This window comes from Micromonospora sp. NPDC048930, assembly GCF_043197935.1.
Taxonomy (GTDB): Bacteria; Actinomycetota; Actinomycetes; order Mycobacteriales; family Micromonosporaceae; genus Micromonospora.
The window spans coordinates 323,947-344,569 of record NZ_JBICUB010000001.1 but is presented as its reverse complement, the minus strand read 5'-3'; the positions used below and the strand labels follow the sequence as shown (position 1 = coordinate 344,569).

The following is a 20,623-nucleotide window of genomic DNA, read 5'->3' as shown; positions in this document are numbered from 1 at the left end:
GGGCGGTGGGCGGTCGTGACAGCACATCCTATGGCGGAAGATCCTGCGCCGGCAGCGGCGAGTTGGGTGGACGACATCCTGTTCACCGGCCGCCCCACCGACATTTGTCTGCGTCTTCCCGAACCGGTGGACAAGCGCGCTTTGCACCGCCTGGTCGAGGCGGCGCAGGCCCGGCTCGCCGCGGCCGGACTGCGTCCCGGCGGCGCCGCCGCGCTGCGCCTGCCGCCATCGCTGGCGTACGTGGTCAACCTCCTCGCCACCTGGCGCAGCGGCGCGCAGGCCATCCTGCTGGACCACCGGCTCACCGACCACGAGGTCGACCGTGCCCTGGCCCGGCTCAGCCCGCAGGTGGTGGTCGCGCCGGTGCGGACCGGCGGGGGAGCGTTGCGCGTCTTCGTCGACGTCACCGAGGGCATCACGTCCTGGTCGGACCGGCCGGCCGGCAGCCCGCACGCGGTCATCCAGCTCAGCTCCGGCTCCACCGGGCCGTCCAAGGTGATCGGCCGTACCGCCGAGGACCTGGTCGGCGAGGTGCACCGGTACACCCGGATCGACGGGGTGGCGCTGCCCGGCGAGCGGATCATCCTGCTGCCCTCCATGGTGCACGTGCTCGGCCTGGTCGGTGGCCTCCTCTACGGGATGCACGCCGGCGTCGAGCTGTGCCCGCCGGAACGGCTCAGTGGTGACGCGATCCTCGCCGCCGTCGCCGCCCAGGACACCCCGGCCACCGTCCTCGGCGTGCCCTTCCACATCGGACTGCTCGCCTCCACCCGGCCGTCCGGGCCGCTGCCGCAGCTCAAGCGGATGACCACCGGCGGCGAGCTGGTCCCGGCCGCGGTCGCCCGCGCCTTCACCGACCGCTTCGGCGTCCCGCTGGGCAACATGTACGGGATGACCGAGGTCGGCGTCATCGGCACCGACCTGTACGGGCGGAACCGTCCCGCCATCGCCCCCGCCCCCGGCATCCGGGTCCGGGAACAGGACGGCGAGCTCTGGGTGAGCTGCCCGGCGTCCCCGTACGTCGGGCTCGCCGACCCGACCCGCTGGGCCGACGGCTGGCTGCACACCCGCGACGCCGGCACCGTCGACCCGCGGACCGGACTGGTCACCGTCAAGGGCCGGCTCGACTCGCAGGTGTCCGTCGGCGGCATGAAGGTCGACCTGACCGAGGTGGAGTCCACCCTCGCCGAGCTGCCCGGGGTGGGCGCCGCGGTGGTGGTCTGGGACGACGGGATCACCGCCTACGTCCAGCCCGACGGGCCGCTGTCCGAGGAGACCCTGGACAAGCTGCTCGCCGAACGCCTCGCCGGCTACAAGCGGCCGCGTACCCTGCACCTGCTCGACCGGTTGCCGCGCACCACCACCGGCAAGCTGGTCCGCTCGGCGACCGTGTTGCGGGGCGCGGCGTCATGACCGGCCCGCTACGCGAGGAGCACCTCGACCTGCCCGGCCACGCCGGCGACGGCCACGGCGAGCACCAGGTCGCGCCCCGCCTCCGGGTGCCCCACCCGGACACCGGGCCGGTCGGGGAGCGGGCGCAGCAGCTCGCCCGGGCCGCCCGGCGGTGGCATCCGGCGGAGCAGCCCGCCGTCGCGCAGCCCGTCGCCGAGCGCCTTGCCGACCGCCTCCTTCGCGGTCCACAGGCGCAGGAAGTCCAGCTCCCGGCCGGCCCCGTCGCGGGCGCGCAGCCAAGCGGCCTCGGCCGGGTGGTACCAGCGCTCGGCCAGCGCCACGGCGGGCAGCGTCCGGCGGCGCTCGACGTCCACCCCGACCGGCCCGCCCGGCCGGGCGGCCACCACGACCAGCCCGTCGACGTGGCTGACGCTCACCGGCAGCGTCCGCCCGTCCGGGACGTACACCTCCGGGCGCCCGCCGGGCGTCCGTCGCACCCCGATCTCCGCCTCGGCACGGTCGAGCAACGCGCCACCCGCGCGTCGCAGCAGCCGCCGCGTCAGCTCCCGCTGGTCGCCGGCGGCCCGGCCGGTCCACACGTACACGGTGTCCCGACCGGGCACCGCTAGCTGGTTCACGGAAAGAGGTTAAGGCCATGCGAGACGAGGTCCGCACCTTCGTCGTCGAGCAGCTCGCCGACATGAACTACGACGTCGATGACCTCGACGACGACACCACCCTCGGCCCCTCCGGCGTCGACCTCGAGTCGCTGGCCCTGGCCGACCTCGCCGTCCGGGTGGAGGACCGGTACGGCCTGAAGTTCGCCGACGACGAGTCGGAGAAGTTGGCCCTGATGACGGTCGGCGAGTTCACCGCCATGGTCGCCGAGCGGGTGGCCGCGACGAGCGACAACTCCTGATGGCCGGTCAGCCCGACCTGGGGCGAGCTGACCTGGTGAGCATGCTCGCCGAACTGACCGCGAAACCCGTCGACCAGGTGCCCGACCGGATCGGCTCGATGGAGCTGGCCTGGCTGGTCCACCTCGTCGAGCAACGCTACGACCGCCGGCTGGACCTCTCCGACGACCAGCTCGCCGGCATCCGCACCGTCGACGACGCCCTGGCGGTGTTCCACACCTCGCTGACCGCCCCGGCCGATGGCTGAGCGGGAGCACCCGAGGATCACCGGCGTCCACGCGCTCAGCGCCCTCGGCAGGGGCGCCGACGCGCTGCTCGCCGGGGTGCTCGCCGGCACCCCGGCGTTCGCGCCGGTGCGCCGGTTCGACACCACCGGCCGCCGGGTCGCCGTGGCGGCCACCCTGCCGGAGGTCGGCACCCTCGCCGACGAACTGGCCGACGCGGTCGACGCCGCCTGCCGGGCGGCCGGGCTGGACCGGGCGGGGCGGGCGGAGTCCGCGCTGTTCCTGGCCACCCACGGCGGGCCGCGCTCGCTGCCCGCGCCAGGCGCGGCGTCCGAGTCCGACGGTGGGGCGGAGGTCCCGGCGCTGGCCGGTCACCTGGCCCGCCGGTGCGGTCTCGGCGGGCGGACCCGGGTCTACACCACCGCCTGCGTGTCGGCGAGCACCGCGGTCGCCGACGCGGCCACCCTGATCGGCCGGGGCGACCTGGACCGGGTGGTGGTCGCCGCCGGCTACCTGGTCGAGCCCGACCAGTACGCGCTCTTCGACGCCGGCCGGGCGTTCGCCGCCGACGGGGCGGTCCGCCCGTTCAGCGCCGGACGGCAGGGGCTGCTGCTCGGCGATGGGATCGCGGCCGTGGTGCTGGAATCCGCGGCGGCGGCCCGCCGCCGGGGCGCGTCGGCGGTGGCGACCGTGGCCGGCTGGGGGCGGGCCGGGGACGCGTACCACCCCTGCCAGCCCGACCCGCGGGGGCGCGGACTGGCCCGGGCGGTCGGGTCGGCGTTGCGCCGCGCCGGGCTGCCGGCCGGGGCGGTGGGCTACGTCAACGCCAACGCCACCGGCACCTCGTACAGCGACGCCTCCGAGGCGGCGGCGCTGCGGGTGGCGCTCGGCGACCTCGCCGGCCGGATCCCGGTCAGCTCCACCAAGTCGGTGCACGGGCACGCCTTGGAGGCGTCCGGACTGCTCGAACTGGTGGTCACCGTGCTCGCCCTGACCCACGGCAAGCTCCCGGTCAACGCCGGCTGGCTCGCCCCCGACGAGTCCTGCCCGCTCGACGTCATCACCCACGCCCCCCGCCCCGCCACGAGCCCGTATGCCCTCACCCTCAACGCCGCCTTCGGCGGCGCCAACACCGCCCTCCTGATAGGTGCCCCATGACCGCCGCCACCGACCCCACCCACCGATCTTGCGCTTGCGGTGCCGACGAACGGTGCGAAAGCCACATGTCCCCAACCACAACTGCAAGATCGCCGGAGCGGGGAGGGCGGGGGGCGCCGGAGGAGCGGGTGCGGGTGCTGGCGGAGGCGCGGTGGCCGGAGCCCGGGGACGGGGTGGCGCCGGGGGTGCCGGGGTTCGTGCACTCGGACTTCGCGCCGGTGGTGGTGGCGGTGGCGGAGCGGTGCCTGGGGCGGGCGCACGGTGCGCCGCCGTTGCCGGCGGGCAACCGGACGGCGGTGGTGCTGGTCAGCGCGAGCGGGGACCGGGCCAGCGCGGGACACGTCCGGGCCACGGTGGTCGCCGGGGGCCGGGTCGGGCCGCTGTTCTTCTTCCAGTCGGTGCCGAACAGCGTCGCCGGGCACGTCGCGGCGCGCTGGGGACTGGACGGACCGGTGGTCTGCCTGAGCCCGACCGGGGACCCGCGGGCCGAGGGCACCGCCGAGGCCGACCTGCTGCTGTACGACGGCGACGCCGACCAGGCGTTGCTGGTCCTGATCGAACAGGCACCCGACGGCACGCCGAGCGAGGCGGTCGCGGTGCTGCTGGGGGAGGGAACACGCCAATGAGGACGAAGGGACTACGCGGTGCGCTGGCCGCCGACCCGGAACTGGGCGCGGGCAACGTGCTGGCCCGGGTGCTGGCGCACGGCGCCGACCCGGACGGGCCGGGACTCACCTTCGACACGGCGGTCGACGGCCATCCGGCCGAGCACCCGCTGACCCTGGGCCAGCTCGACGCGCTGGTCGCCGCCCGGGCGGCCTGGCTGCACGAGCGCGGGGTACGCCGCCGCGACCCGGTCGCGGTCTGGGCCGGCACCGCCGCCGACATGATGCTGTCGTTCCTGGCGCTGACCCGGCTCGGCGCGATCCCGGCGCTGATGAACGGCAAGCTCCGCCCGGAGATCGCCGCCGAGTACATCCGCCGGCTGCGCGCCGCCGGGGTGCTCGCCGACGCCGAGCGCGCCGCGGCCCTCACCGGGCACGACCTCGGCGCCCCGCTGCTCGGCCAGCCCGTCGAGGCCGGTACGGGCAACCCGGCGGCCGCGCCCGCCCATTACCGGCACCACCCGGACGACCCGATCGTCATCACCCACACCTCCGGCACCACCGGCGTGCCGAAGGCGGTGCTGCACTCGCACGCCAGCCTCTTCGCCGCCACCCGGCACCTGCTCGCCATGCCGCAGGCGCAGGGCACCACCCGGATCCTCAACGCGCTGCCCGCCCCGCACACCGCGACGGTGCTCATGGTCAACCAGGCGCTGGGCAACCGGGCGGAGATGTTCCTCCTCTCCGAGCAGGGCGGCGAACGGGTGCTCGACGCGATCCAGCGGTGGCGGCCGGACGGCGTCTTCGGCTTCTCCGTCACCTGGGCGGAACTGGCCCGCTTCGACCTGTCCGCGTACGACCTGGACTCGGTGCGGCTGTGGTTCAACACCGGCGACTGCTCGCACGAGCCGCACGTACGCCGGCTCGTCGCGGTCGGGTCCCGGGACGTGATGACCCGCGCGGGGGTGAAGCGGGTGCCCGGCTCGGTCTTCATCGACGGGCTCGGTTCCAGCGAGATGGGGCACTCGATGTTCCACATCACCCACACCACCGACACCGGCCGGTACGGCCGCTGTATCGGCCGCCCGTACCGGTTCACCAAGGTCGCCGTCCTCGACGAGCAGGGCGACGAGCTGCCGCCCGGCCAGGTCGGCTGGCTGGGCATCGACTCGCCGTCGCTGTTCCGCGGCTACTGGAACGACTCGGTGACGACCTACCGGTCCCGGCTGCGCGGCTGGTACCTCACCGGTGACCTGGTCTACGCCGACGAGGAGGGCCGCTACCACCACCTGGACCGGGCCGTCGACTCGGTCGAGGTCGGCGACGGGAAGCGGTTCTTCACCGCGCTGTCCGAGGAGCGCATCCTGGCCGCCTGCCCCGACGTCACCGACTGCACGGTGGTCATCGTCAAGGAGGCCGAGAGCATCGTCACCGACGTGCTGCTCGAACTGGCCGCCGGCGCGGACCCGGAGGAGGACCGCACCGAGCGGATCCGGGCCGCCCTCGGGGCCGACGTCGGGGCCACCCTGCGCCGGGTGGTGCCGGTGCACGCCGACGACATCCCGGTCACCGTGACCGGCAAGGTCCGCAAGGTGGCGCTGCGCGAGCGCTACCTCACCGAGGCGCCGTCGTGACCGCCGTCATCACCGGCATGGGGCTGTTCACCCCGGCCGGGCGGGGCGTCGAGGAGACCTTCGCGGCGCTGACCAGCGGCCGGTCCGGGCTGCGCCGCCCACCCGAGGGGCACCCCGCCCGGGACAGCCTGGAGGTCGCCGGGGTGCTGCCGGACATCGACCCGCGCAGCGTCGCCTCCGGGCCGGAGACCCGGGTGCTCGACCGGATCGTGCTGCTCGCCCTGCTCACCGCCGCCGAGGCGCTCGCCGACGCCGGCATCGAGGTGGGGCGGGACGTGGACCCGGCCCGGATCGGGGTGATCGTCGGCGGGGTCGGCGGGATGGCCACCCTGGAGAACCAGGTGCTCGCCCGGGCCGCCCGGGGCCGGGCGGCGGTCAGCCCGTACCTGCTCACCGGGATCCTGCCGAACATGCCGTCGGCCCGGATCGCCATCACCCACGGCATCCGGGGCTACAGCTCCTCGGTCGGCACGGCCTGCGCCTCCGGCGCCCAGGCGGTCGCCGACGCGGTCCGCCTCATCCGGGCCGGCGAGGCCGACGTGGTGCTCTGCGGGGCGAGCGAGGCGCCGCTCTTCCCGACCTTCGCCGACACCTTCGGCAACGCGCGGGCCCTCGCCCGGGGCTGGGACGACCCGGCCGAGGCCAGCCGCCCGTTCGACAAGCGGCGCAACGGTTTCGTGCTCGCCGAGGGGGCGGCGCTGCTGGTGCTGGAACGCGCCGAGCACGCCGCCGCCCGGGGCGTCACCGGCTACGCCGAGGTCGCCGGGTACGGGGTGAACACCGACGCGTACCACCCGACGGCGCCGCGACCGGACGGCGCCGGGGCGGCCGAGTGCATGCGCCGCGCGCTGGCCAGCGGGGGCGTGGAGCCGGCGCAGGTCGGCTACGTCAACGCGCACGGCACCGGCACCAAGCTCGGCGACATCGCCGAGACCACCGCGCTGGCGGCGGTCTTCGGCGTCGGCGCGGTGCCGGTCAGCTCCACCAAGGGACTCACCGGGCATCTGCTCGGCGCCTCCGGGGTGCTGGAGGCCGCGGCCACCGCGCTGGCGCTCGGCCGGGGGCTGCTGCCGCCCACGTACCACCTGGACGACCCGGACCCGGAGTGCGAGGCGGACCACGTCCGCGCCGCGCCCCGGACCACCCGGGCCGAGCACGCGCTGAGCAACTCGTTCGGGTTCGGCGGCCAGAACGTCAGCCTGCTGCTGCGGCGGGTCGCCGCCGACAGTTCCGGGTCGCGGCGCGGCGACAGCCGCGCCGAGCCGGAGTGGTCGTCAACGGGGGCGCCGGACGGCGGATCGGGGAGGTGATCCGACGGTCCATCCCGGGCGCGGTGCGCCCGAACGCCAGGCACGGGGGGAAATGGGGAAGGGACAGATGCGAATCAATGGCATAGATCATGTCGAACTGTACGTGGGGGATGCCCGCCAGGCCGCCTTCTACTTCGGTACCGCCGTCGGGTTCCGGCTGCGCGGCCAGGGCGGGCCGGAGACCGGGCTGGCCGACCAGCGCTCGCTGCTGCTGGCCCAGGCCGACATCCGGATGCTGCTCACCTCCGGGCTGACCGCCGAGCACCCGGCGTCGGCGTACGTGCAACGGCACGGCGACGGCATCGCGGTGGTCGCCCTCGAGGTCGACGACGCCGCCGGGGCGTACGCGGAGCTGGTGGGCCGGGGTGCGACCGGCGTGACCCCGCCGCGGACCTTCACCGGCGCGGACGCCGAGGTGGTGGTCGCCGAGGTCGGCGGCTTCGGCGACGTGCTGCACCGCCTCGTCGAGCGGCGCGGCGACCGGGCCGAGTTCCTGCCCGGGGCGATCGAGTCGCTGCCCGGGGCGGGCGACGGCACGCTGCTCGCCGAGATCGACCACCTGGCGGTCTGCGTGCCGCCGGGCCAGCTCGACGACACGGTGAAGCACTACGCGGAGGTGTTCGGCTTCGCGGAGATCTTCGAGGAGCACATCGAGGTCGCCGGGCAGGCGATGAACTCCAAGGTGGTGCAGAGCCCGTCCGAGCGGGTCACCCTGGTGCTGCTGGAGCCGGACACCAGCGCCCGGCCCGGGCAGATCGAGGACTTCCTGCGCTGGCACGCCGGCGCCGGGGTGCAGCACCTCGGGCTGCGTACCGACGACATCGTCACCGCCGTCGCCACGCTCGCCGACCGGGGGGTCCGGTTCGCCGGCACCCCGGCCGCCTACTACGACGACCTGGAGGCCCGGGTCGGCAAGGTCGACGCGCCCCTGGACCGGCTGCGCGACCTGAGCATCCTGGTCGACTCCGACCACGGCGGCCAGCTGCTGCAGATCTTCACCGAGTCGATGCACGTGCGCCGCACCCTCTTCCTCGAACTCATCGAGCGGCGCGGGGCGCGCACCTTCGGCAGCGGCAACATCAGGGCGCTCTACGAGGCCAAGGAACGGGAGCTGGCCGCGGCGGGGGCGACCACCGCCGTCGCGGCCGGGACGGCAGGAGGGGTGGGGGCATGACCACGACACATCCGACACTGACCGCCGAGGAGGAGGCGCTGCTCCCCTCCGACGAGGACGTCCGCCACTACGCCGAGCACGGCTGGTACCTGTCGAAGAAGCTGCTCACTGACGACGAGGTGGACGAGCTCGTCGCGGCGACCGACCGCTACTACGCCGGGGAACGCGACCGTCGCCTGCCGGTCCGGCCCCCGCGACTGGCCTACTGGGACCCGTCCAAGGGCGACGTGCAGCGGCACAACGACTACGTGCACTACGAGCACGACGTGATCGGCCGGATCCTGCGCAAGCCGCTGATCGGGGCGGTCGCGGCGCGGCTCGCCGAGGCCGACGAGATCCGGGTCTTCCAGTCCACCCTGATCTGGAAGCCGCCCATCTCCGGGGAGCCGTCGAACATCGTGCCCTGGCACTTCGACAAGCACTACTGGGCGTCGTCGGCCTCGGAGAACATGCTCACCGCGTTCATCCCCTTCCACGACTGCGGGGAGGAGATGGGCACCATCACCATGGTCGACGGGTCGCACCGCTGGCAGGAGATCGGCGCCGACGACACCGTGGTCCGGCACTTCGCCGACCGGGACCGCGACCAGCTCGACGTCATGCTCGCCGAGAACGCCGCGCACAACGGCGCGGAGATCCGCAAGATCCCCATGGTGATCCCCAAGGGACACATGAGCTTCCACCACTGCCGCATCTACCACGGCAGCGGCGCGAACGTCAGCGACCGCCCCCGCCGGGCGATCTCGCTGCACCTGCAGGACGGCGCCAACGCCTGGCGGGAGTACCCGCTCTCCGACGGCACGCTCGCCGCGTACAACCACGACGTGCTGGTCCGCCGCACCCCGGAGGGCCGGCCGGACTACGCCGACCCCGAATTCTGCCCGGCCATCTGGCGCGACCGCGCCCAGCAGGGAGGCTGACCATGTCACGGTACGACTGGGGTAGGACGCACCCGGGGATCGAGCGGCTGGAGCAGGCGGTCACCGAGCGCCGCGACGTGGTCGTCAAGCACCCCCTCTACGCCAACCTGGACACCCACGACGCGTTGGTCACCTTCATGGAGCACCACGTCTTCGCGGTCTGGGACTTCATGTCGCTGCTCAAGTCGCTGCAGCGCCAGCTCACCTGCGTCACCGTGCCGTGGATCCCGACCGGCCCCACCGGCAGCCGCCGCCTGATCAACGACATCGTGATGGTGGAGGAGAGCGACGAGCTGGGCGAAGGCTTCATCAGCCACTTCGAGCTGTACGTGCGGGGCATGACCGAGGCCGGCGCGGACACCGGCGCGGTGGACCGCCTGGTCGACCTGCTGCGCGCCGGCCGGCCGGTGACCGAGGCACTGGCCGAGGCCGGGGTGCCCGCCCCGTCCGCCGCGTTCGCCGGCACCACCTGGCGGATCATCGACACCACCCCGGTGCACTGCCAGGCGGCGGCCTTCGCGTTCGGCCGGGAGGACCTGATCCCGGAGATGTTCACCCAGGTCGTCGCCGTCAACGAGCGCAGCAACCGGCTGAACACCTTCGTCGACTATCTGGAGCGGCACATCGAGGTCGACGGGGAGCAGCACACCCCGATGGCCATGCAGATGCTCGCCGACCTCTGCGGCGACGACGACACCAAGTGGCGGGAGTGCGCGGACACTGTCAACGACGCGCTCGCCGCCCGGGCCAGGCTCTGGGACGGCATCCTGGCCGCCATCAAGGAGGGCCGCCCGGCGTGACGGACTCCGACCCGGTCCGGCTCTACCGCACGGTACGGCTGATCCGCCGCTTCGAGGAGCGGGCCATCGACCTGGTCCGCGCCGGGGAGATCGTCGGCGGCATCCACCCGTACCTCGGGCAGGAGGGGATTGCCGCCGGGGTCTGCGCCGCGCTGCGCGGCGACGACCTGGTGACCGGCACCCACCGCGGGCACGGCCACGTGCTCGCCAAGGGCGCCGACCCGGCCCGGATGCTCGCCGAGCTCTGCGGCCGGGTCACCGGGCTCAACCGGGGCCGGGGCGGGTCGATGCACGCCGCCGACTTCGGCGTCGGGGTGCTCGGCGCCAACGCCATCGTCGGGGCCGCCGGCGCGATCCTCACCGGAGCGGTGTGGGCGCGTCGGCGGCGCGGCGACGACGTGGTCGGGGCGACCTTCTTCGGCGACGGCGCGGTCAACGAGGGCATGCTCCTCGAAGCGTTCAACCTGGCCGCGCTCTGGCGGGTGCCGGTGCTGTTCGTCTGCGAGAACAACGGCTACGCCACCACCATGCCCGTCGCGGGCGCGGTCGCCGGCACCATCGCCGGCCGCGCCGCCGCCTTCGGCATGCCGGCCACCGCCGTCGACGGCCAGGACCCCGAGGAGGTACGCGACGCCACCGCGGCCGCCGTCGGCCGGATGCGCGCCGGCGGCGGCCCCGAGCTCCTCGAGGCCCGCACCTACCGCTTCGACGCCCACCACACCTTCGAGCACCAGGTACGCCTCGACTACCGCCCGCCCGAGGAGGTGGCCGCCGGCCGCTCCCGCGACCCGGTCGACATCCAGGGCGCCCGGCTGCCCTCCCCGGTCCGGGCCGAGGTCGACGCCGCGGTCGAGGCGGTCCTCGACGCCGCCGTCGACTACGCCCTGGCCAGCCCCGCCCCGGACCCGGCCACCGCCCTCGACCACCTGTACGCCAGCGGGCTCACCGCCCGGACCGGAGGTGGCTGATGCCCCGGCTCTCCTACCGCAGGGCGCTCACCCGGGCGCTCGCCGACGAGATGGCCCGCGACGAGTCGGTGTTCCTGCTCGGCGAGGACATCCGGGTGGCCGCCGCGAACGTCACCTCCGGCCTGCTGAAGAAGTTCGGATCGAAGCGGGTGCTCGACACCCCGCTGTCGGAACAGGCGTTCACCAGCTTCGCCACCGGCGCCGCCCTGGCCGGGGCGCGCCCGGTGATCGAGTTCCAGATCCCGTCGCTGCTCTTCCTGGTCTTCGAGCAGATCGTCAACCACGCCCACAAGTTCCCGCTGATGACCGGCGGCCAGTGCGCCGTCCCGGTCACCTACCTGGTGCCCGGCTCCGGCTCCCGGACCGGCTGGGCCGGGCAGCATTCCGACCACCCGTACAGCCTCTTCACCCACGTCGGGGTGACCACCGTGGTGCCGGCCACCCCGGCCGACGCGTACGGGCTGCTGGTGTCGGCGATCCGCTGCGACGACCCGGTGGTGGTCTTCGCCCCCGCAGGGGCCATGGAGCTGCGGGCCGACGTCGCTCTCTCGGATCTCGAGCCGGTCCCGATCGGGCGGGGATGCGTCCGTCGACCCGGGACGGACGTCACCGTGGTGGCCGTCGGACACCTGGTGCACGACGCCCTGGCGGTTGCCGACGAACTGGCCGACCAGCTGTCGGTGGAGGTCTTCGACCCCCGCACCCTGTACCCGTTCGACTGGGACGGCCTGCTCGGGTCGGTGGCCCGCACCGGGCGTCTCGTGGTGGTGGACGACTCCAACCGGTCCTGCGGCATCGCCGGGGAGATCATCGCCACGGTCGTCGAGCGGGTCCGGCTGGCCGCGCCGCCCCGTCGGGTCACCCGCCCCGACGGCGCCGTGCTGCCCTTCGCGCCCGCGCTGGACCGGGCCGTGCAACCCGGCCGGGAGCAGCTCACCGCCACCATCCAACTCTGCCTGAAGGACGCATCATGATCGACCCCGCATACCCGTGGCCGCCGCTCGGCCAGGCGTGGACCGACCTTCCCGAGTCGACCCGTACCGGGATGGTGGCCGCCGGCGCCGCCGCCTGGGAGAAGATCTTTCACGGCCGGGCCACCTACAACAAGCAGTGGCGGCTGGCCCGGCCGCCGGTGCTGACCGCCGACGCGTTCCGCGAGCTGAACGAGGTCTGCGACCGGATCGCCCAGCTCATCCTGGAGGCCTGCCAGCGCCGCGCCCGGACCGCGGGGGAGCTGCGCCGGCTGCTCGACGTGCCGGAGGGGGAGACCAGGCTCCTCGACGAGGACGAGGTGCTGCACGACGGGCTGCTCGCCGCGTACCGGCCGGACGTGCTCTACTCCGGCGGGGTGCCGTGCATCGTCGAGTACAACATCGACAGCAGCCTCGGCGGCGGCTTCGACGCCGACACGGTGATCTACCGGTACGCCGACCTCTACCGTTCGCACGGGCTGCTCGACGGGCTGCGGCCCGCACCGTCCCTGCTGGACCAGCGGTTCGTCGCCATCCGGGAGACCCTCGGGCTGGCCGACGGCGCCCGAGTGGCGCTGCTGATGGACTTCGACGCCGAGTACCCGGGACTGGACGACCCGGAGACCTTCGTCAAGATCCTCTCGCCGCTCGCCGACCAGGCCCGGCGCTTCGGCATCGACCTGGTCATCGGGCCGGTCTCCGGCGCCACCCTCGACGACCAGCGGCGACTCGTGGTGGACGGCGCCCCGGTCGACGCCCTGTTCCGGCTCTTCGTGCCCAACCGGGTCACCCCGAGCGCCGGCCTGGACGCGGTCGCCGGGGCCCTGGCCGCCGACACCCTGCCGATGTTCGTCAGCACCGCCGCCTGGCTGCTCAGCAACAAGATGAACTTCGCCTGGCTCTGGGCCGACCTGGACCTGCTCTCCGACACCGACCGGGCGCTGGTCCGCCGGTACGTGCCGCACACGGTCGCGCTCACCGCCGACCAGCTCGACCGGGCCCTCGCGGAGCAGGCCGACCTGGTGGCCAAGCCGGCCGGCGGCTCCGCCGGGCACGGGGTGCTCATCGGCCGGGAGATGAGCCCGGTGGCCTGGGAGGACGGCGTACGCGCCGCGATCGACGCGGGCGGCAACATCCTCCAGCGCTACCACGAGGCGGACCGGGTCACGATGGACTTCGTGCAGATCGAGACGGGGGAGACGGTCAGCGCCGAGGTCCCGTACAGCCTCGCCCCGTACCTGTTCGGCAGAACGGGTTCCGGCGCCCTGGCCCGAGTCGGCTACCCCGGCTGCGAAGGCGTCCTCAACCTGGCCCGCGGCGTCCTCATGACCGGCATCCTCCTCACCAACTGACCGGCCCCCGGTCGCGCCCCTGTCACGGTGATCAAGGAGTTTGCGTCAGAATCGGGCCCCCCGGGCGACGCGAACTCCTTGATCGACACGGCTCGGCGAAGGCCGACGCGATCGGGGGCGGCGCCTACGGTCGGCCGCGGAGCACCTGGTAGAAGGTCTCGGAGGTGAAGCGCGGGTGGGGCTGGTCGTGCCAGCCGATCTCCTCCGCGCGCCGCCGGATCGCGGCCCCGGCCGCCTGGGCGGCCTCCTCGTCATCGAAGATGGCAATGGACAGGCCGTTGCCGGTCTCGGGGTCGACCAGGTGGTACGCGGCCCGTAACCCCGGCACGGCCGCGGAGGCTTCGATCACCCAGTCCCGGTCATCGGTCGGCATCGGTTCCCACACTGCGACCCTGGCGATCACGACATTCCCCGATCTGTTGATCCGGTGCCCGAGGGCGGGGGTCGATGTCAGTATGGGCCACGCCTGCCTCACGACCGGCGTGTCGCCGAGCGGTGAACCCTGCGCCGGGGCGTCGCGGCGGGACACGTGACCGCGCCCTCGCGTTGATAATGATCGACGTGACCGTGCGATACGACGAGGTGCTCGGCCCGCTGCGTGAGGCGTACGACGCGCGGGCGGCCGAGCGGGACGGGCTCATCAAGGAGCCGTGGAAACTGGTGGAACGGCAGGCGTTCCGTGACCGGCTGGCGCCGGGCGCGCGCCTGCTGGAGATCGGCGCCGGCACCGGGCAGGACAGCGCCTACTTCCAGCAGGAAGGCTTCGCCGTCGTCGCGGCCGACCTGTCGCCGGTGATGGTCGAGCACTGCCGGGCCAAGGGCATCGAGGCCCACGTCATGGATTTTCTGCAACTGAGCTTCGCGGCCGGCTCGTTCGACGCGGTGTTCGCGATGAACTGCCTGCTGCACGTGCCCAACCACGACCTGCCCGCGGTCCTGGCGGCGATCCGCGGGGTCCTGCGCCCCGGCGGACTCTTCTTCCTCGGCGTGTACGGCGGTGACGAGAGCGCCGAAGGTCCAATCGACGGCGACGAACACGTGCCGCCACGCTTCTTCTCCTGGCGCACCGACGAGCAGTTGCTCGGCTTCACCACCGCATGGTTCGACGTCGTGGACTTCCACCCCGTCGACGCCGGCCACGGCCACCGGTTCCAGTCGCTGACGCTGCGCCGTCAGGAGGTCGAGTAGCGGCTTGTCGTACCGGGTGACCACGGCGCGGCCGCGATCCGTCAGCAGTCCGCCCGGCGCGGCGCCAGGTGGGCACCCAGCACCCGGAGGGTCTCCGCGGCGGCGATGGCGTCGCTGCGCGCGCTGCCGTGCCGACCGTCGCTGCTGTACAGGGACGGGTCGGCGACCGCCGGGTGGTCGGTGAGGTGCACGTGCAGGGTGCCGAGGCGCTCCGCCAGCCGGCCGGTGTGCGCCGACAGGCGGCGCATGCGTTCCCCCAGGCCGGCCTGGAGCGGCGCCGGCACGGCCGGGCTGTGCGACACGTCGAACATGCCCACCGTGATGACGTCCGCCCCGACGTCGGTGAGGGCGGCGACCATCGCGGCGAGCTCGGCGTCCACCGCATCCGGGTCGTAGCCGGGTCGGAACGCGTCGTTGCCGCCGCAGACCACCAGCGCCAGGTCGGGCGCGAAGTCCAGCGCCGGGGCGAGCTGCGTCGCCCGCACCTCGTGCGCCCGCAGCCCCCGCCGCCCCAGGTTCAGGTACGCCAGTCCCGGCTGGACGGCCCGCAGTTCGGCGGCGATCCGGTCCGCCCACTGCAGGTCCGGGTACCCCTCGACCGGCTCGCACATCCCCTCGGCCACGCTGTCGCCCAGCACCACGAACCGCCGCCACGGGTGGCCGCGCAACAGCTCCCGGCTCTCGCCCTCGCGCAGACACCACGGATCCGTCGCTTCGGTCAACGTCGATCCCACGCCCGCACGCTAACCGATCCGCACCGCCCCGTCGATCACGCGATCCGCCCCTCTCCTCGTCGCAGACTCCAGGTCGGTCGACGAGATCTTGGACAGTTGCCGCTCGCAGCGAACGTCAACTGTCCACGATCGGCGGCAGAGTGGTCGCGGACGGGGGGCGACGGCAGCGAGCGTGGCGGAGTGGTGCCGTCAGCGCGCGGCGAGGGCGAGCAGGAGGAGCGTCGTCACCAGGCCCGCGCCGGCCACCAAGAGCATCGGTCGGGGGGTCAGCACGGCGTGCCGGCGGTCGGCGATCAGCCGGGCCGGCGCCAGCCCGACCAGCGGCCCGAGCAGCGTGATGACCAGCGCCAGCACCGGCATGCCGACCGCCAGGTCGCCGCCGGAGCCGTGGCCCAGCGCCCGCGCCGCCAACCCCAGGGCGTACGCGACGACCGCGCCGCCGACCCCGCAGGCCACCAGCAGCGGGTTCGCCGAGCCGGGCAGCTCGCCCGGTTGGCGGGTACGGTCCAGCAGCTCGCGTACCCCGTGCAGCAGCGGGACGGGGTCGCCGGTGGCGTCTCGGGCCGGGCCGGGCGGGTCGCCCAGCCGCCGCCCGCCCGCGCCGACCCGGGACCGTAGCTGCCCCCACAGGTGGGTGGCCTCGGCGTCGACCCGCTCCACGAGGTCCCGCGCCTCGGCCGCCGCCGCCTCGGCCCGCCGGACCTGCTCGGTGGCCTCGGCGACGGCCCGGTCGGCGGCGGCGCACTGCTGGGCGTACCAGGTGTGCGCCTCGGCGCGTTGGGCGGCCACCCGGGCGGTCAGCTCGGCGAGCCGACGGATCTGGGCGGCGTACGTCTCACTGGCGACCGGTGCGTTCATCGGGATGGACCATAGGGGATGATCACCTGGCCGGTGCGGTGCACCGCCCGGTCGAAGTAGAGTCCGCGCCACGGCCGGGGGTACCAGTCCGGGCCACCGGTGCCGGGATAGAGAGCGCCGCTCAGCTCGGCGCCCTGCACGTCCAACGCCACCCATGCCCCGACCTGGTCCAGGCGGGCCCCCGCACCGCCCAGGTCGGCGCGCATCCGGGCCACCCCGCGCCACCACGCCAGGACATGGGTACGCCGTTCCGGCCCATCGTGCAGGATCCGGCGCAGCTGCTCCAGCCCGGTACGCCCGCCGGCCTTGCCGGCGAGCTGCCCGGCGGCCGCGTCGACCGCGTACAGCAGCAGGTAGTGCGGGCTGTTCCGGGTGCCCGGGGCGCCCAACGTATCGCCCACCTCGGCCATCAGCTCCGGCACGGTCTCCTCGTCGTACCAGGCGGCGTCGCCGGCCAGGTCCTCGTAGAGGGCGCGGGCGGCCGGGTCGGCGTCCGGGTCGAGGCAGGCGATGGAGAACCGGGCGGTGCCGGGCCGGTGCTGGCGCGCGAGGGAGCGGGCCACCGCGTCGAGCACCGCGCACGCCTCGTCGACCCGGGTGCCCAGCACGGCCAGGTTCCGCCCGGGGGCGCGAGGCAGCCGCAGCGCCGCCGAGCGGGCCTGTACGTCGATGATCTCCCCGAGCAGCGCCACCGGGTTGCGCGGCACGCCCTGCTCGGGGGCGGCCAGGGCGCGGAAGTCCGGTGCGTCGGCCAGCCGGGGGATCGCGTCGCCGTCGAAGAGCCGGGCCGGGGCGGCGTCCTGCGGGCGCATCCGCCACAGCCGATGCTGCAGTTCGCTCCAGGTCTCCCAGTCGCTGGCCGACGGGATGCGGGCCACCTCGTTCCCCTCGACCAGGCCGGACTCGGCATTGACCACGGCGTGGTGCCGGGGCAGTGACTGCGCCGCGTCGTTGCGTTCGGCCAGGATCCGCAGCGCCTTGGGCAGCGCGATCCGCAGGGTGAACTGGGCGACCAGCGCGGGGCGCCCCCAGAGCGCCTCGATGCCCCGTACGTCCTGCGAGGCGAGCACCAGGTGGATGCCCTGCGACCGGCCTCGCCGGGCCAGGTCCTCCAGCAGGTCGGCGGCCTCCCTGGCGACCACGTCCCGGCCGGCGAGCAGCGCCTGGAACTCGTCGACCACCGCGACGATGCGGGGCCAGTGCCCGGTCGGGTCCACCGCGCGCAGCTCGGCCAGCTTGGTGACCTCGTGCTTCTTCGCGGCGTCCGCCCGCCGGCGCAGCTCCTCGGCGAGGAAGCGCAGCAGCGCCAGCCCGAACTCGCGGTCGGTGTTGACGTTGATGCCGACCAGTCGCATGTGCGGCAGCCAGCTCGGGTCCCGCCGGCCCTGCGCGAACCGGGCGAAGGACACCCCCTCCTTGAAGTCCAGCAGGTAGAACTCCAGCTCGGCGGGGGAGTAGCGGGAGGCGAGCGCGCCGATCCAGGCGAAGATCAGGTTGGTCTTGCCGGTCCCGGACGGGCCGCCGATCAGCGCGTGCGGCGGGTAGTCGCCGAGGGTGAGCAGCACCGGCCGCCCGTGCGGGCCCTCGCCGATCGGCGCGGTCAACCCGTGCGCCGAGTCCTCCCGCCAGTACTCCTCGACCGGGGGGAGCAGGTCGGTGAAGGGCGCCGGCGGCGGGCCGGCGTTGACCCGGGAGGCCACCTCCCGGCAGGTCTCGGTGACCAGGGTGGCCGGCGGCGGCTCGTCGAGCACCACCGGCAGCCCGGCGATCCGGGCGTCGTCCGGCTCCACCACCACCCGGGTGACCGTCGGGTCGTCCGGCAGGTCGATGCCGCGGACCACCAGGTGCACCCCGCAGGCCGCCCCGGTGCGGACCACCCGGTCCAGTTGGCCGCGCTCGTGCCGGGACAGCTCGTCCCCGCCGAGCAGCACCGCCACCCGCCACGGCTCGGGCCGGCGGCCGGTCGCCGCGGCGAGGGCGCGCAGCGAGGCGTACTCGCCGGCGAGCACGGTCTCGTTGATCCGGCGGATCTGCTCCACCAGGTCGTCCAGCAGCTTGCCCAGCCCGCCGGGGCCGACGAAGGTGAGCAGCCCGGCGGTGCCGAGCGGGGCGAACCCGGCCAGCCCGCCGCCGAGGTGCTCGGGGTCGTACCCGAAGAGCCGCACGCCGCCCGGGTCGGCCCGGCCCACCGAGCGCAGCAGCAGCGCGGGCACCAGGGCGGCGATGCCCTCCCGGTCGCTGCCGGCCAGGTGCACGTGGCCGGCGTCGAGCAGCGGCACCAGCGCCGGCACCGGCTCGCCGCCGGGGATGCGTACCGCGCCGACCCGGACCGCGCCGGGGGTCTCGGCCCGGCCGGCCGGGGTGGGGCGCCAGTGGTCCCAGCGCGCGGACGCCGCGCCCGGCGCCTCCCGCTCGGCCGCCGCGGCGGCCCGCCGGGTCAGCTCCGCGATCCGCCGGGCGTGCCGGGCGTCGATCTCGGCCAGCCGGCGGTCGCGGGCGGCGCCCACCCGCTCCGGTACGGCCGCGGCGGCCCGCCGCACCCGGGCGAGCCGGTCCCGGCCGGCGGCCAGCTCCGCGTCGGCGGCGGCCAGCCGGTTGCGGGTTGCGCCGAGGGCCTCGGAGAGCATCCCCCGGACCCGCGACACCAGTTGGGCGCGGACGTCAGCCACGGGTCGGCTCCCGCTCGTCGGCGCCCGTGGGCAGGTCCCGCCCGAGCCGGTCCAGCAGCACGCCGGTGACCACTCCGGCGGTCACCGCCGGGTCCGCCGCGTGCGGCTGCTCCTCGTCGCCGGAGCGGCGCGGCGGGGGCATCCGGCAGACCCGGGTCAGCAGGGTGTCCAGCACCGGCGGCGGCAGCCCGGGCAGCAGGTCCCGCACCCGCCCGTCCAGTTCCCGGCGCAGCCGGCCCAGGTCGTCGGCGCGCGGCGGGTGCCCGAGCAGCTCACCGGCCAGGTCGCGCAGCATCGGCGGGGCGATCGCGGCCAGCCCCAGCCCGACGTCGGCGTGCGCGGCGCGCAGCTCGCGGTGCAACCGGTCCCGGTCGCCGGAGCGGACCCCGGTGACCACCCGCCGCAGCAGCTCGCGGGAGTCGCCGACCCGCTCGTCCGGCTCGTCCGGCGCCCCCTCCCGGCCGCCGGTCAGCTCCGCCACCCGCACCGCCCACCAGCGCCGCACCGTCGGTTGCTCGCCCGGCTCCGGTGCGCCGCCGGGGGCGGGCGGGGACGTCTCGCCCCGGGGCGCGTCGTGCTTCGGCCGGCGCCGTTCGCCGGTCGGGGCCGGCGCGCCGTCGGCGGCCAGCCCGATCGCCGCCAGGTACGCCGAGAGCTGCTCCTGGGCCACCCGCAGCGCGTACCCGGCGGTCTCGGCGTGCTCGGTCGCGGCCGACAGCTCCGGCACCCCCATCGGGTTGGCCGACTCCTGGCGTACCCAGCGCAGCCGCTCGGTGGCCTGGCCGAACTTCTCCAGGGCCAGGGCGAGCGGGGCGAGCGGCAGCTCCTCTGCGGCGGCGCGGACCTGCGCGCCGATGTCCTCGACGATGGACACGGCCCGGCCCTCAGAGGGTGGCGACGTAGAGCTGCGCCTGCTCGACCGCGACCAGGGTGGCGGCGAGGCACTCCTCCAGCTCCTGGCTGGCCTGGGTCAGCGACGCCTGGGCCGCCTCCACGGTCTCGTGCCCGCTGCCCTCCAGCGCGCCGGCCAGCGTCTGCTGCGCCTCGGCCAGCTTCTCGCCGGCCGCCTGCACGGCTGTCTGCCCGTCACCTATCTGTTGGAGGGCGACATCGATGGCTGCCTTCAGCTCGGCGACGCTCGCCACGGGGGACCTCCTGGGGGCAAGGGAGATCTCCATTACAACCCATCCCCACGGGTGGGCGAACATCCGCCCTCGCGGTGTTCCTGCCCCGTTGTCCGATTGTGCCGCTGACGTGCGCGAAGAGCCGCGACCGGCAGCCGCCCGGTCCCGCCGGTGAGACAACCGGTCCCGTCCACGGCCGGGCCGGGACGGTCAGCCGAGCAACCAGCGCGGCCCGTACACCTCGGCGCCCAGCGCTCCCACCCGGGACCGCAGCTCCCGGTCGGCGGTGACCACCACCCGGCGGCGGCGCGGCGCCGCCGCGACCAGGTCGACCATCGTGTCGTCGCCGGAGCCCGGCGCGGCCACCACGGCGACCCCGGGCACCGCCGGCACGCCCCGCGCCGCGCCCTCCAGCACCAGCACCACCTCCACCGGCGGCGGCAGCTCCGGGGGTACGCCCGTCTCGGCCAGCGGCACCAGCGCGTCGCGCAGCCGGGCGGCCGCCCCGGCCCGGTCCCGCCACCAGCCGTCCGGCCGCGAGCCGACCACGTTCGCGCCGTCGACGATCAGCAGCGGCCTGGTCTCCATGCCCCCAGCGTGCCACCCGGCCGCGTTTGTCGCGCCG

The 20,623-nt window shown here is 74.9% G+C and carries 22 protein-coding genes; 14 read left to right on the top strand and 8 right to left on the bottom strand.

The features are described from left to right. The first annotated feature begins 30 nt into the window (after positions 1-30). A complete protein-coding gene (locus tag ACGFI9_RS01755) occupies positions 31-1,413 on the top strand; it encodes a class I adenylate-forming enzyme family protein (protein ID WP_393173778.1) in 1,383 nt (460 codons plus the stop codon). 8 nt (positions 1,414-1,421) lie between these two features. Here the strand turns inward: ACGFI9_RS01755 and ACGFI9_RS01750 are convergent, their stop codons facing one another. After that, positions 1,422-2,030, bottom strand: a complete 609-nt coding sequence (locus ACGFI9_RS01750) for a 4'-phosphopantetheinyl transferase family protein (protein WP_393173776.1) — start codon at positions 2,028-2,030, stop codon at positions 1,422-1,424. 17 nt (positions 2,031-2,047) lie between these two features. On the opposite strand from ACGFI9_RS01750, the gene ACGFI9_RS01745 reads away from it, so the two are divergent. From ACGFI9_RS01745 to ACGFI9_RS01690, 12 genes are all read left to right on the top strand, one after another. Then, a complete protein-coding gene (locus ACGFI9_RS01745) occupies positions 2,048-2,311 on the top strand; it encodes a phosphopantetheine-binding protein (RefSeq protein WP_393173774.1) in 264 nt (87 codons plus the stop codon). Further along, positions 2,311-2,556 carry an acyl carrier protein gene (locus ACGFI9_RS01740; RefSeq protein WP_393173772.1) on the top strand — a complete coding sequence of 82 codons (246 nt, stop codon included), beginning with the start codon at positions 2,311-2,313 and terminating at the stop codon, positions 2,554-2,556. The genes ACGFI9_RS01745 and ACGFI9_RS01740 overlap by 1 nt, the downstream gene beginning before the upstream one ends. Beyond that, a complete protein-coding gene (locus ACGFI9_RS01735; RefSeq protein WP_393173770.1) occupies positions 2,549-3,691 on the top strand; it encodes a beta-ketoacyl-[acyl-carrier-protein] synthase family protein in 1,143 nt (380 codons plus the stop codon). Before ACGFI9_RS01740 ends, ACGFI9_RS01735 begins: the two co-directional genes overlap by 8 nt. Before the next feature lie 65 nt (positions 3,692-3,756). Next, positions 3,757-4,317 (top strand): beta-ketoacyl synthase chain length factor, encoded by a 561-nt coding sequence (locus tag ACGFI9_RS01730; RefSeq protein ID WP_393173768.1) that lies wholly within the window; start codon positions 3,757-3,759, stop codon positions 4,315-4,317. Continuing rightward, positions 4,314-5,930, top strand: coding sequence for a class I adenylate-forming enzyme family protein (locus ACGFI9_RS01725; RefSeq protein WP_393173766.1), 1,617 nt, complete (start codon positions 4,314-4,316; stop codon positions 5,928-5,930). The genes ACGFI9_RS01730 and ACGFI9_RS01725 overlap by 4 nt, the downstream gene beginning before the upstream one ends. Then, a complete protein-coding gene (locus tag ACGFI9_RS01720) occupies positions 5,927-7,240 on the top strand; it encodes a beta-ketoacyl-[acyl-carrier-protein] synthase family protein (RefSeq protein WP_393173764.1) in 1,314 nt (437 codons plus the stop codon). Before ACGFI9_RS01725 ends, ACGFI9_RS01720 begins: the two co-directional genes overlap by 4 nt. A 67-nt stretch (positions 7,241-7,307) precedes the next feature. After that, positions 7,308-8,414, top strand: a complete 1,107-nt coding sequence (gene hppD, locus ACGFI9_RS01715) for a 4-hydroxyphenylpyruvate dioxygenase (protein WP_393173762.1) — start codon at positions 7,308-7,310, stop codon at positions 8,412-8,414. Continuing rightward, positions 8,411-9,334 carry a phytanoyl-CoA dioxygenase family protein gene (locus ACGFI9_RS01710; protein ID WP_393173760.1) on the top strand — a complete coding sequence of 308 codons (924 nt, stop codon included), beginning with the start codon at positions 8,411-8,413 and terminating at the stop codon, positions 9,332-9,334. The genes hppD and ACGFI9_RS01710 overlap by 4 nt, the downstream gene beginning before the upstream one ends. 2 nt (positions 9,335-9,336) lie before the next feature. Continuing rightward, positions 9,337-10,134, top strand: a complete 798-nt coding sequence (locus ACGFI9_RS01705) for a DUF3050 domain-containing protein (RefSeq protein WP_393173758.1) — start codon at positions 9,337-9,339, stop codon at positions 10,132-10,134. Beyond that, a complete protein-coding gene (locus ACGFI9_RS01700) occupies positions 10,131-11,102 on the top strand; it encodes a thiamine pyrophosphate-dependent dehydrogenase E1 component subunit alpha (protein ID WP_393173756.1) in 972 nt (323 codons plus the stop codon). Before ACGFI9_RS01705 ends, ACGFI9_RS01700 begins: the two co-directional genes overlap by 4 nt. Continuing rightward, a complete protein-coding gene (locus ACGFI9_RS01695) occupies positions 11,102-12,076 on the top strand; it encodes an alpha-ketoacid dehydrogenase subunit beta (protein ID WP_393173754.1) in 975 nt (324 codons plus the stop codon). Before ACGFI9_RS01700 ends, ACGFI9_RS01695 begins: the two co-directional genes overlap by 1 nt. Then, entirely contained in the window at positions 12,073-13,425 is a 1,353-nt protein-coding gene (locus ACGFI9_RS01690; RefSeq protein ID WP_393173752.1) for a hypothetical protein, read from the top strand. Before ACGFI9_RS01695 ends, ACGFI9_RS01690 begins: the two co-directional genes overlap by 4 nt. 124 nt (positions 13,426-13,549) lie before the next feature. On the opposite strand, the gene ACGFI9_RS01685 is transcribed toward ACGFI9_RS01690, so the two are convergent. Then, entirely contained in the window at positions 13,550-13,798 is a 249-nt protein-coding gene (locus ACGFI9_RS01685; RefSeq protein WP_393173750.1) for a hypothetical protein, read from the bottom strand. A gap of 179 nt (positions 13,799-13,977) precedes the next feature. Here ACGFI9_RS01685 and ACGFI9_RS01680 point away from each other — a divergent pair, with 179 nt between their 5' ends. Next, positions 13,978-14,613, top strand: a complete 636-nt coding sequence (locus ACGFI9_RS01680; protein ID WP_393173748.1) for a class I SAM-dependent methyltransferase — start codon at positions 13,978-13,980, stop codon at positions 14,611-14,613. Between the two features lie 41 nt (positions 14,614-14,654). Here ACGFI9_RS01680 and ACGFI9_RS01675 read toward each other — a convergent pair whose 3' ends face one another. The 6 genes from ACGFI9_RS01675 to ACGFI9_RS01650 form a co-directional block, all read right to left on the bottom strand. Continuing rightward, positions 14,655-15,347: an SGNH/GDSL hydrolase family protein gene (locus tag ACGFI9_RS01675; RefSeq protein ID WP_393173746.1), complete on the bottom strand. Its 693-nt coding sequence runs from the start codon at positions 15,345-15,347 to the stop codon at positions 14,655-14,657. 189 nt (positions 15,348-15,536) lie between these two features. Then, on the bottom strand, positions 15,537-16,205 hold the full coding sequence (locus ACGFI9_RS01670; protein ID WP_393173744.1) for a hypothetical protein: 669 nt from the start codon (positions 16,203-16,205) through the stop codon (positions 15,537-15,539). Beyond that, entirely contained in the window at positions 16,202-18,874 is a 2,673-nt protein-coding gene (locus tag ACGFI9_RS01665; protein ID WP_393173742.1) for an FtsK/SpoIIIE domain-containing protein, read from the bottom strand. The genes ACGFI9_RS01670 and ACGFI9_RS01665 overlap by 4 nt, the downstream gene beginning before the upstream one ends. Continuing rightward, the gene (locus ACGFI9_RS01660) at positions 18,867-19,748 is read right to left on the bottom strand and encodes a hypothetical protein (RefSeq protein WP_393173740.1); all 882 of its coding nucleotides are present in this window, start codon (positions 19,746-19,748) and stop codon (positions 18,867-18,869) included. Before ACGFI9_RS01660 ends, ACGFI9_RS01665 begins: the two co-directional genes overlap by 8 nt. A gap of 10 nt (positions 19,749-19,758) precedes the next feature. Beyond that, on the bottom strand, positions 19,759-20,019 hold the full coding sequence (locus ACGFI9_RS01655; RefSeq protein WP_030504016.1) for a hypothetical protein: 261 nt from the start codon (positions 20,017-20,019) through the stop codon (positions 19,759-19,761). Positions 20,020-20,208: 189 nt separating this feature from the next. Then, positions 20,209-20,586 carry a hypothetical protein gene (locus ACGFI9_RS01650; protein WP_393173738.1) on the bottom strand — a complete coding sequence of 126 codons (378 nt, stop codon included), beginning with the start codon at positions 20,584-20,586 and terminating at the stop codon, positions 20,209-20,211. Between the last annotated feature and the right edge of the window lie 37 nt (positions 20,587-20,623).

Coding starts and splice junctions, on each gene's coding strand:
- ACGFI9_RS01755 (WP_393173778.1), top strand. CDS start 31: ATGGCGGAAGATCCTGCGCCGGCAGCGGCGAGTTGGGTGGACGACATC.
- ACGFI9_RS01745 (WP_393173774.1), top strand. CDS start 2,048: ATGCGAGACGAGGTCCGCACCTTCGTCGTCGAGCAGCTCGCCGACATG.
- ACGFI9_RS01740 (WP_393173772.1), top strand. CDS start 2,311: ATGGCCGGTCAGCCCGACCTGGGGCGAGCTGACCTGGTGAGCATGCTC.
- ACGFI9_RS01735 (WP_393173770.1), top strand. CDS start 2,549: ATGGCTGAGCGGGAGCACCCGAGGATCACCGGCGTCCACGCGCTCAGC.
- ACGFI9_RS01730 (WP_393173768.1), top strand. CDS start 3,757: ATGTCCCCAACCACAACTGCAAGATCGCCGGAGCGGGGAGGGCGGGGG.
- ACGFI9_RS01725 (WP_393173766.1), top strand. CDS start 4,314: ATGAGGACGAAGGGACTACGCGGTGCGCTGGCCGCCGACCCGGAACTG.
- hppD (WP_393173762.1), top strand. CDS start 7,308: ATGCGAATCAATGGCATAGATCATGTCGAACTGTACGTGGGGGATGCC.
- ACGFI9_RS01710 (WP_393173760.1), top strand. CDS start 8,411: ATGACCACGACACATCCGACACTGACCGCCGAGGAGGAGGCGCTGCTC.
- ACGFI9_RS01705 (WP_393173758.1), top strand. CDS start 9,337: ATGTCACGGTACGACTGGGGTAGGACGCACCCGGGGATCGAGCGGCTG.
- ACGFI9_RS01695 (WP_393173754.1), top strand. CDS start 11,102: ATGCCCCGGCTCTCCTACCGCAGGGCGCTCACCCGGGCGCTCGCCGAC.
- ACGFI9_RS01690 (WP_393173752.1), top strand. CDS start 12,073: ATGATCGACCCCGCATACCCGTGGCCGCCGCTCGGCCAGGCGTGGACC.
- ACGFI9_RS01685 (WP_393173750.1), bottom strand. CDS start 13,798: ATGCCGACCGATGACCGGGACTGGGTGATCGAAGCCTCCGCGGCCGTG.
- ACGFI9_RS01680 (WP_393173748.1), top strand. CDS start 13,978: ATGATCGACGTGACCGTGCGATACGACGAGGTGCTCGGCCCGCTGCGT.
- ACGFI9_RS01670 (WP_393173744.1), bottom strand. CDS start 16,205: ATGAACGCACCGGTCGCCAGTGAGACGTACGCCGCCCAGATCCGTCGG.
- ACGFI9_RS01650 (WP_393173738.1), bottom strand. CDS start 20,586: ATGGAGACCAGGCCGCTGCTGATCGTCGACGGCGCGAACGTGGTCGGC.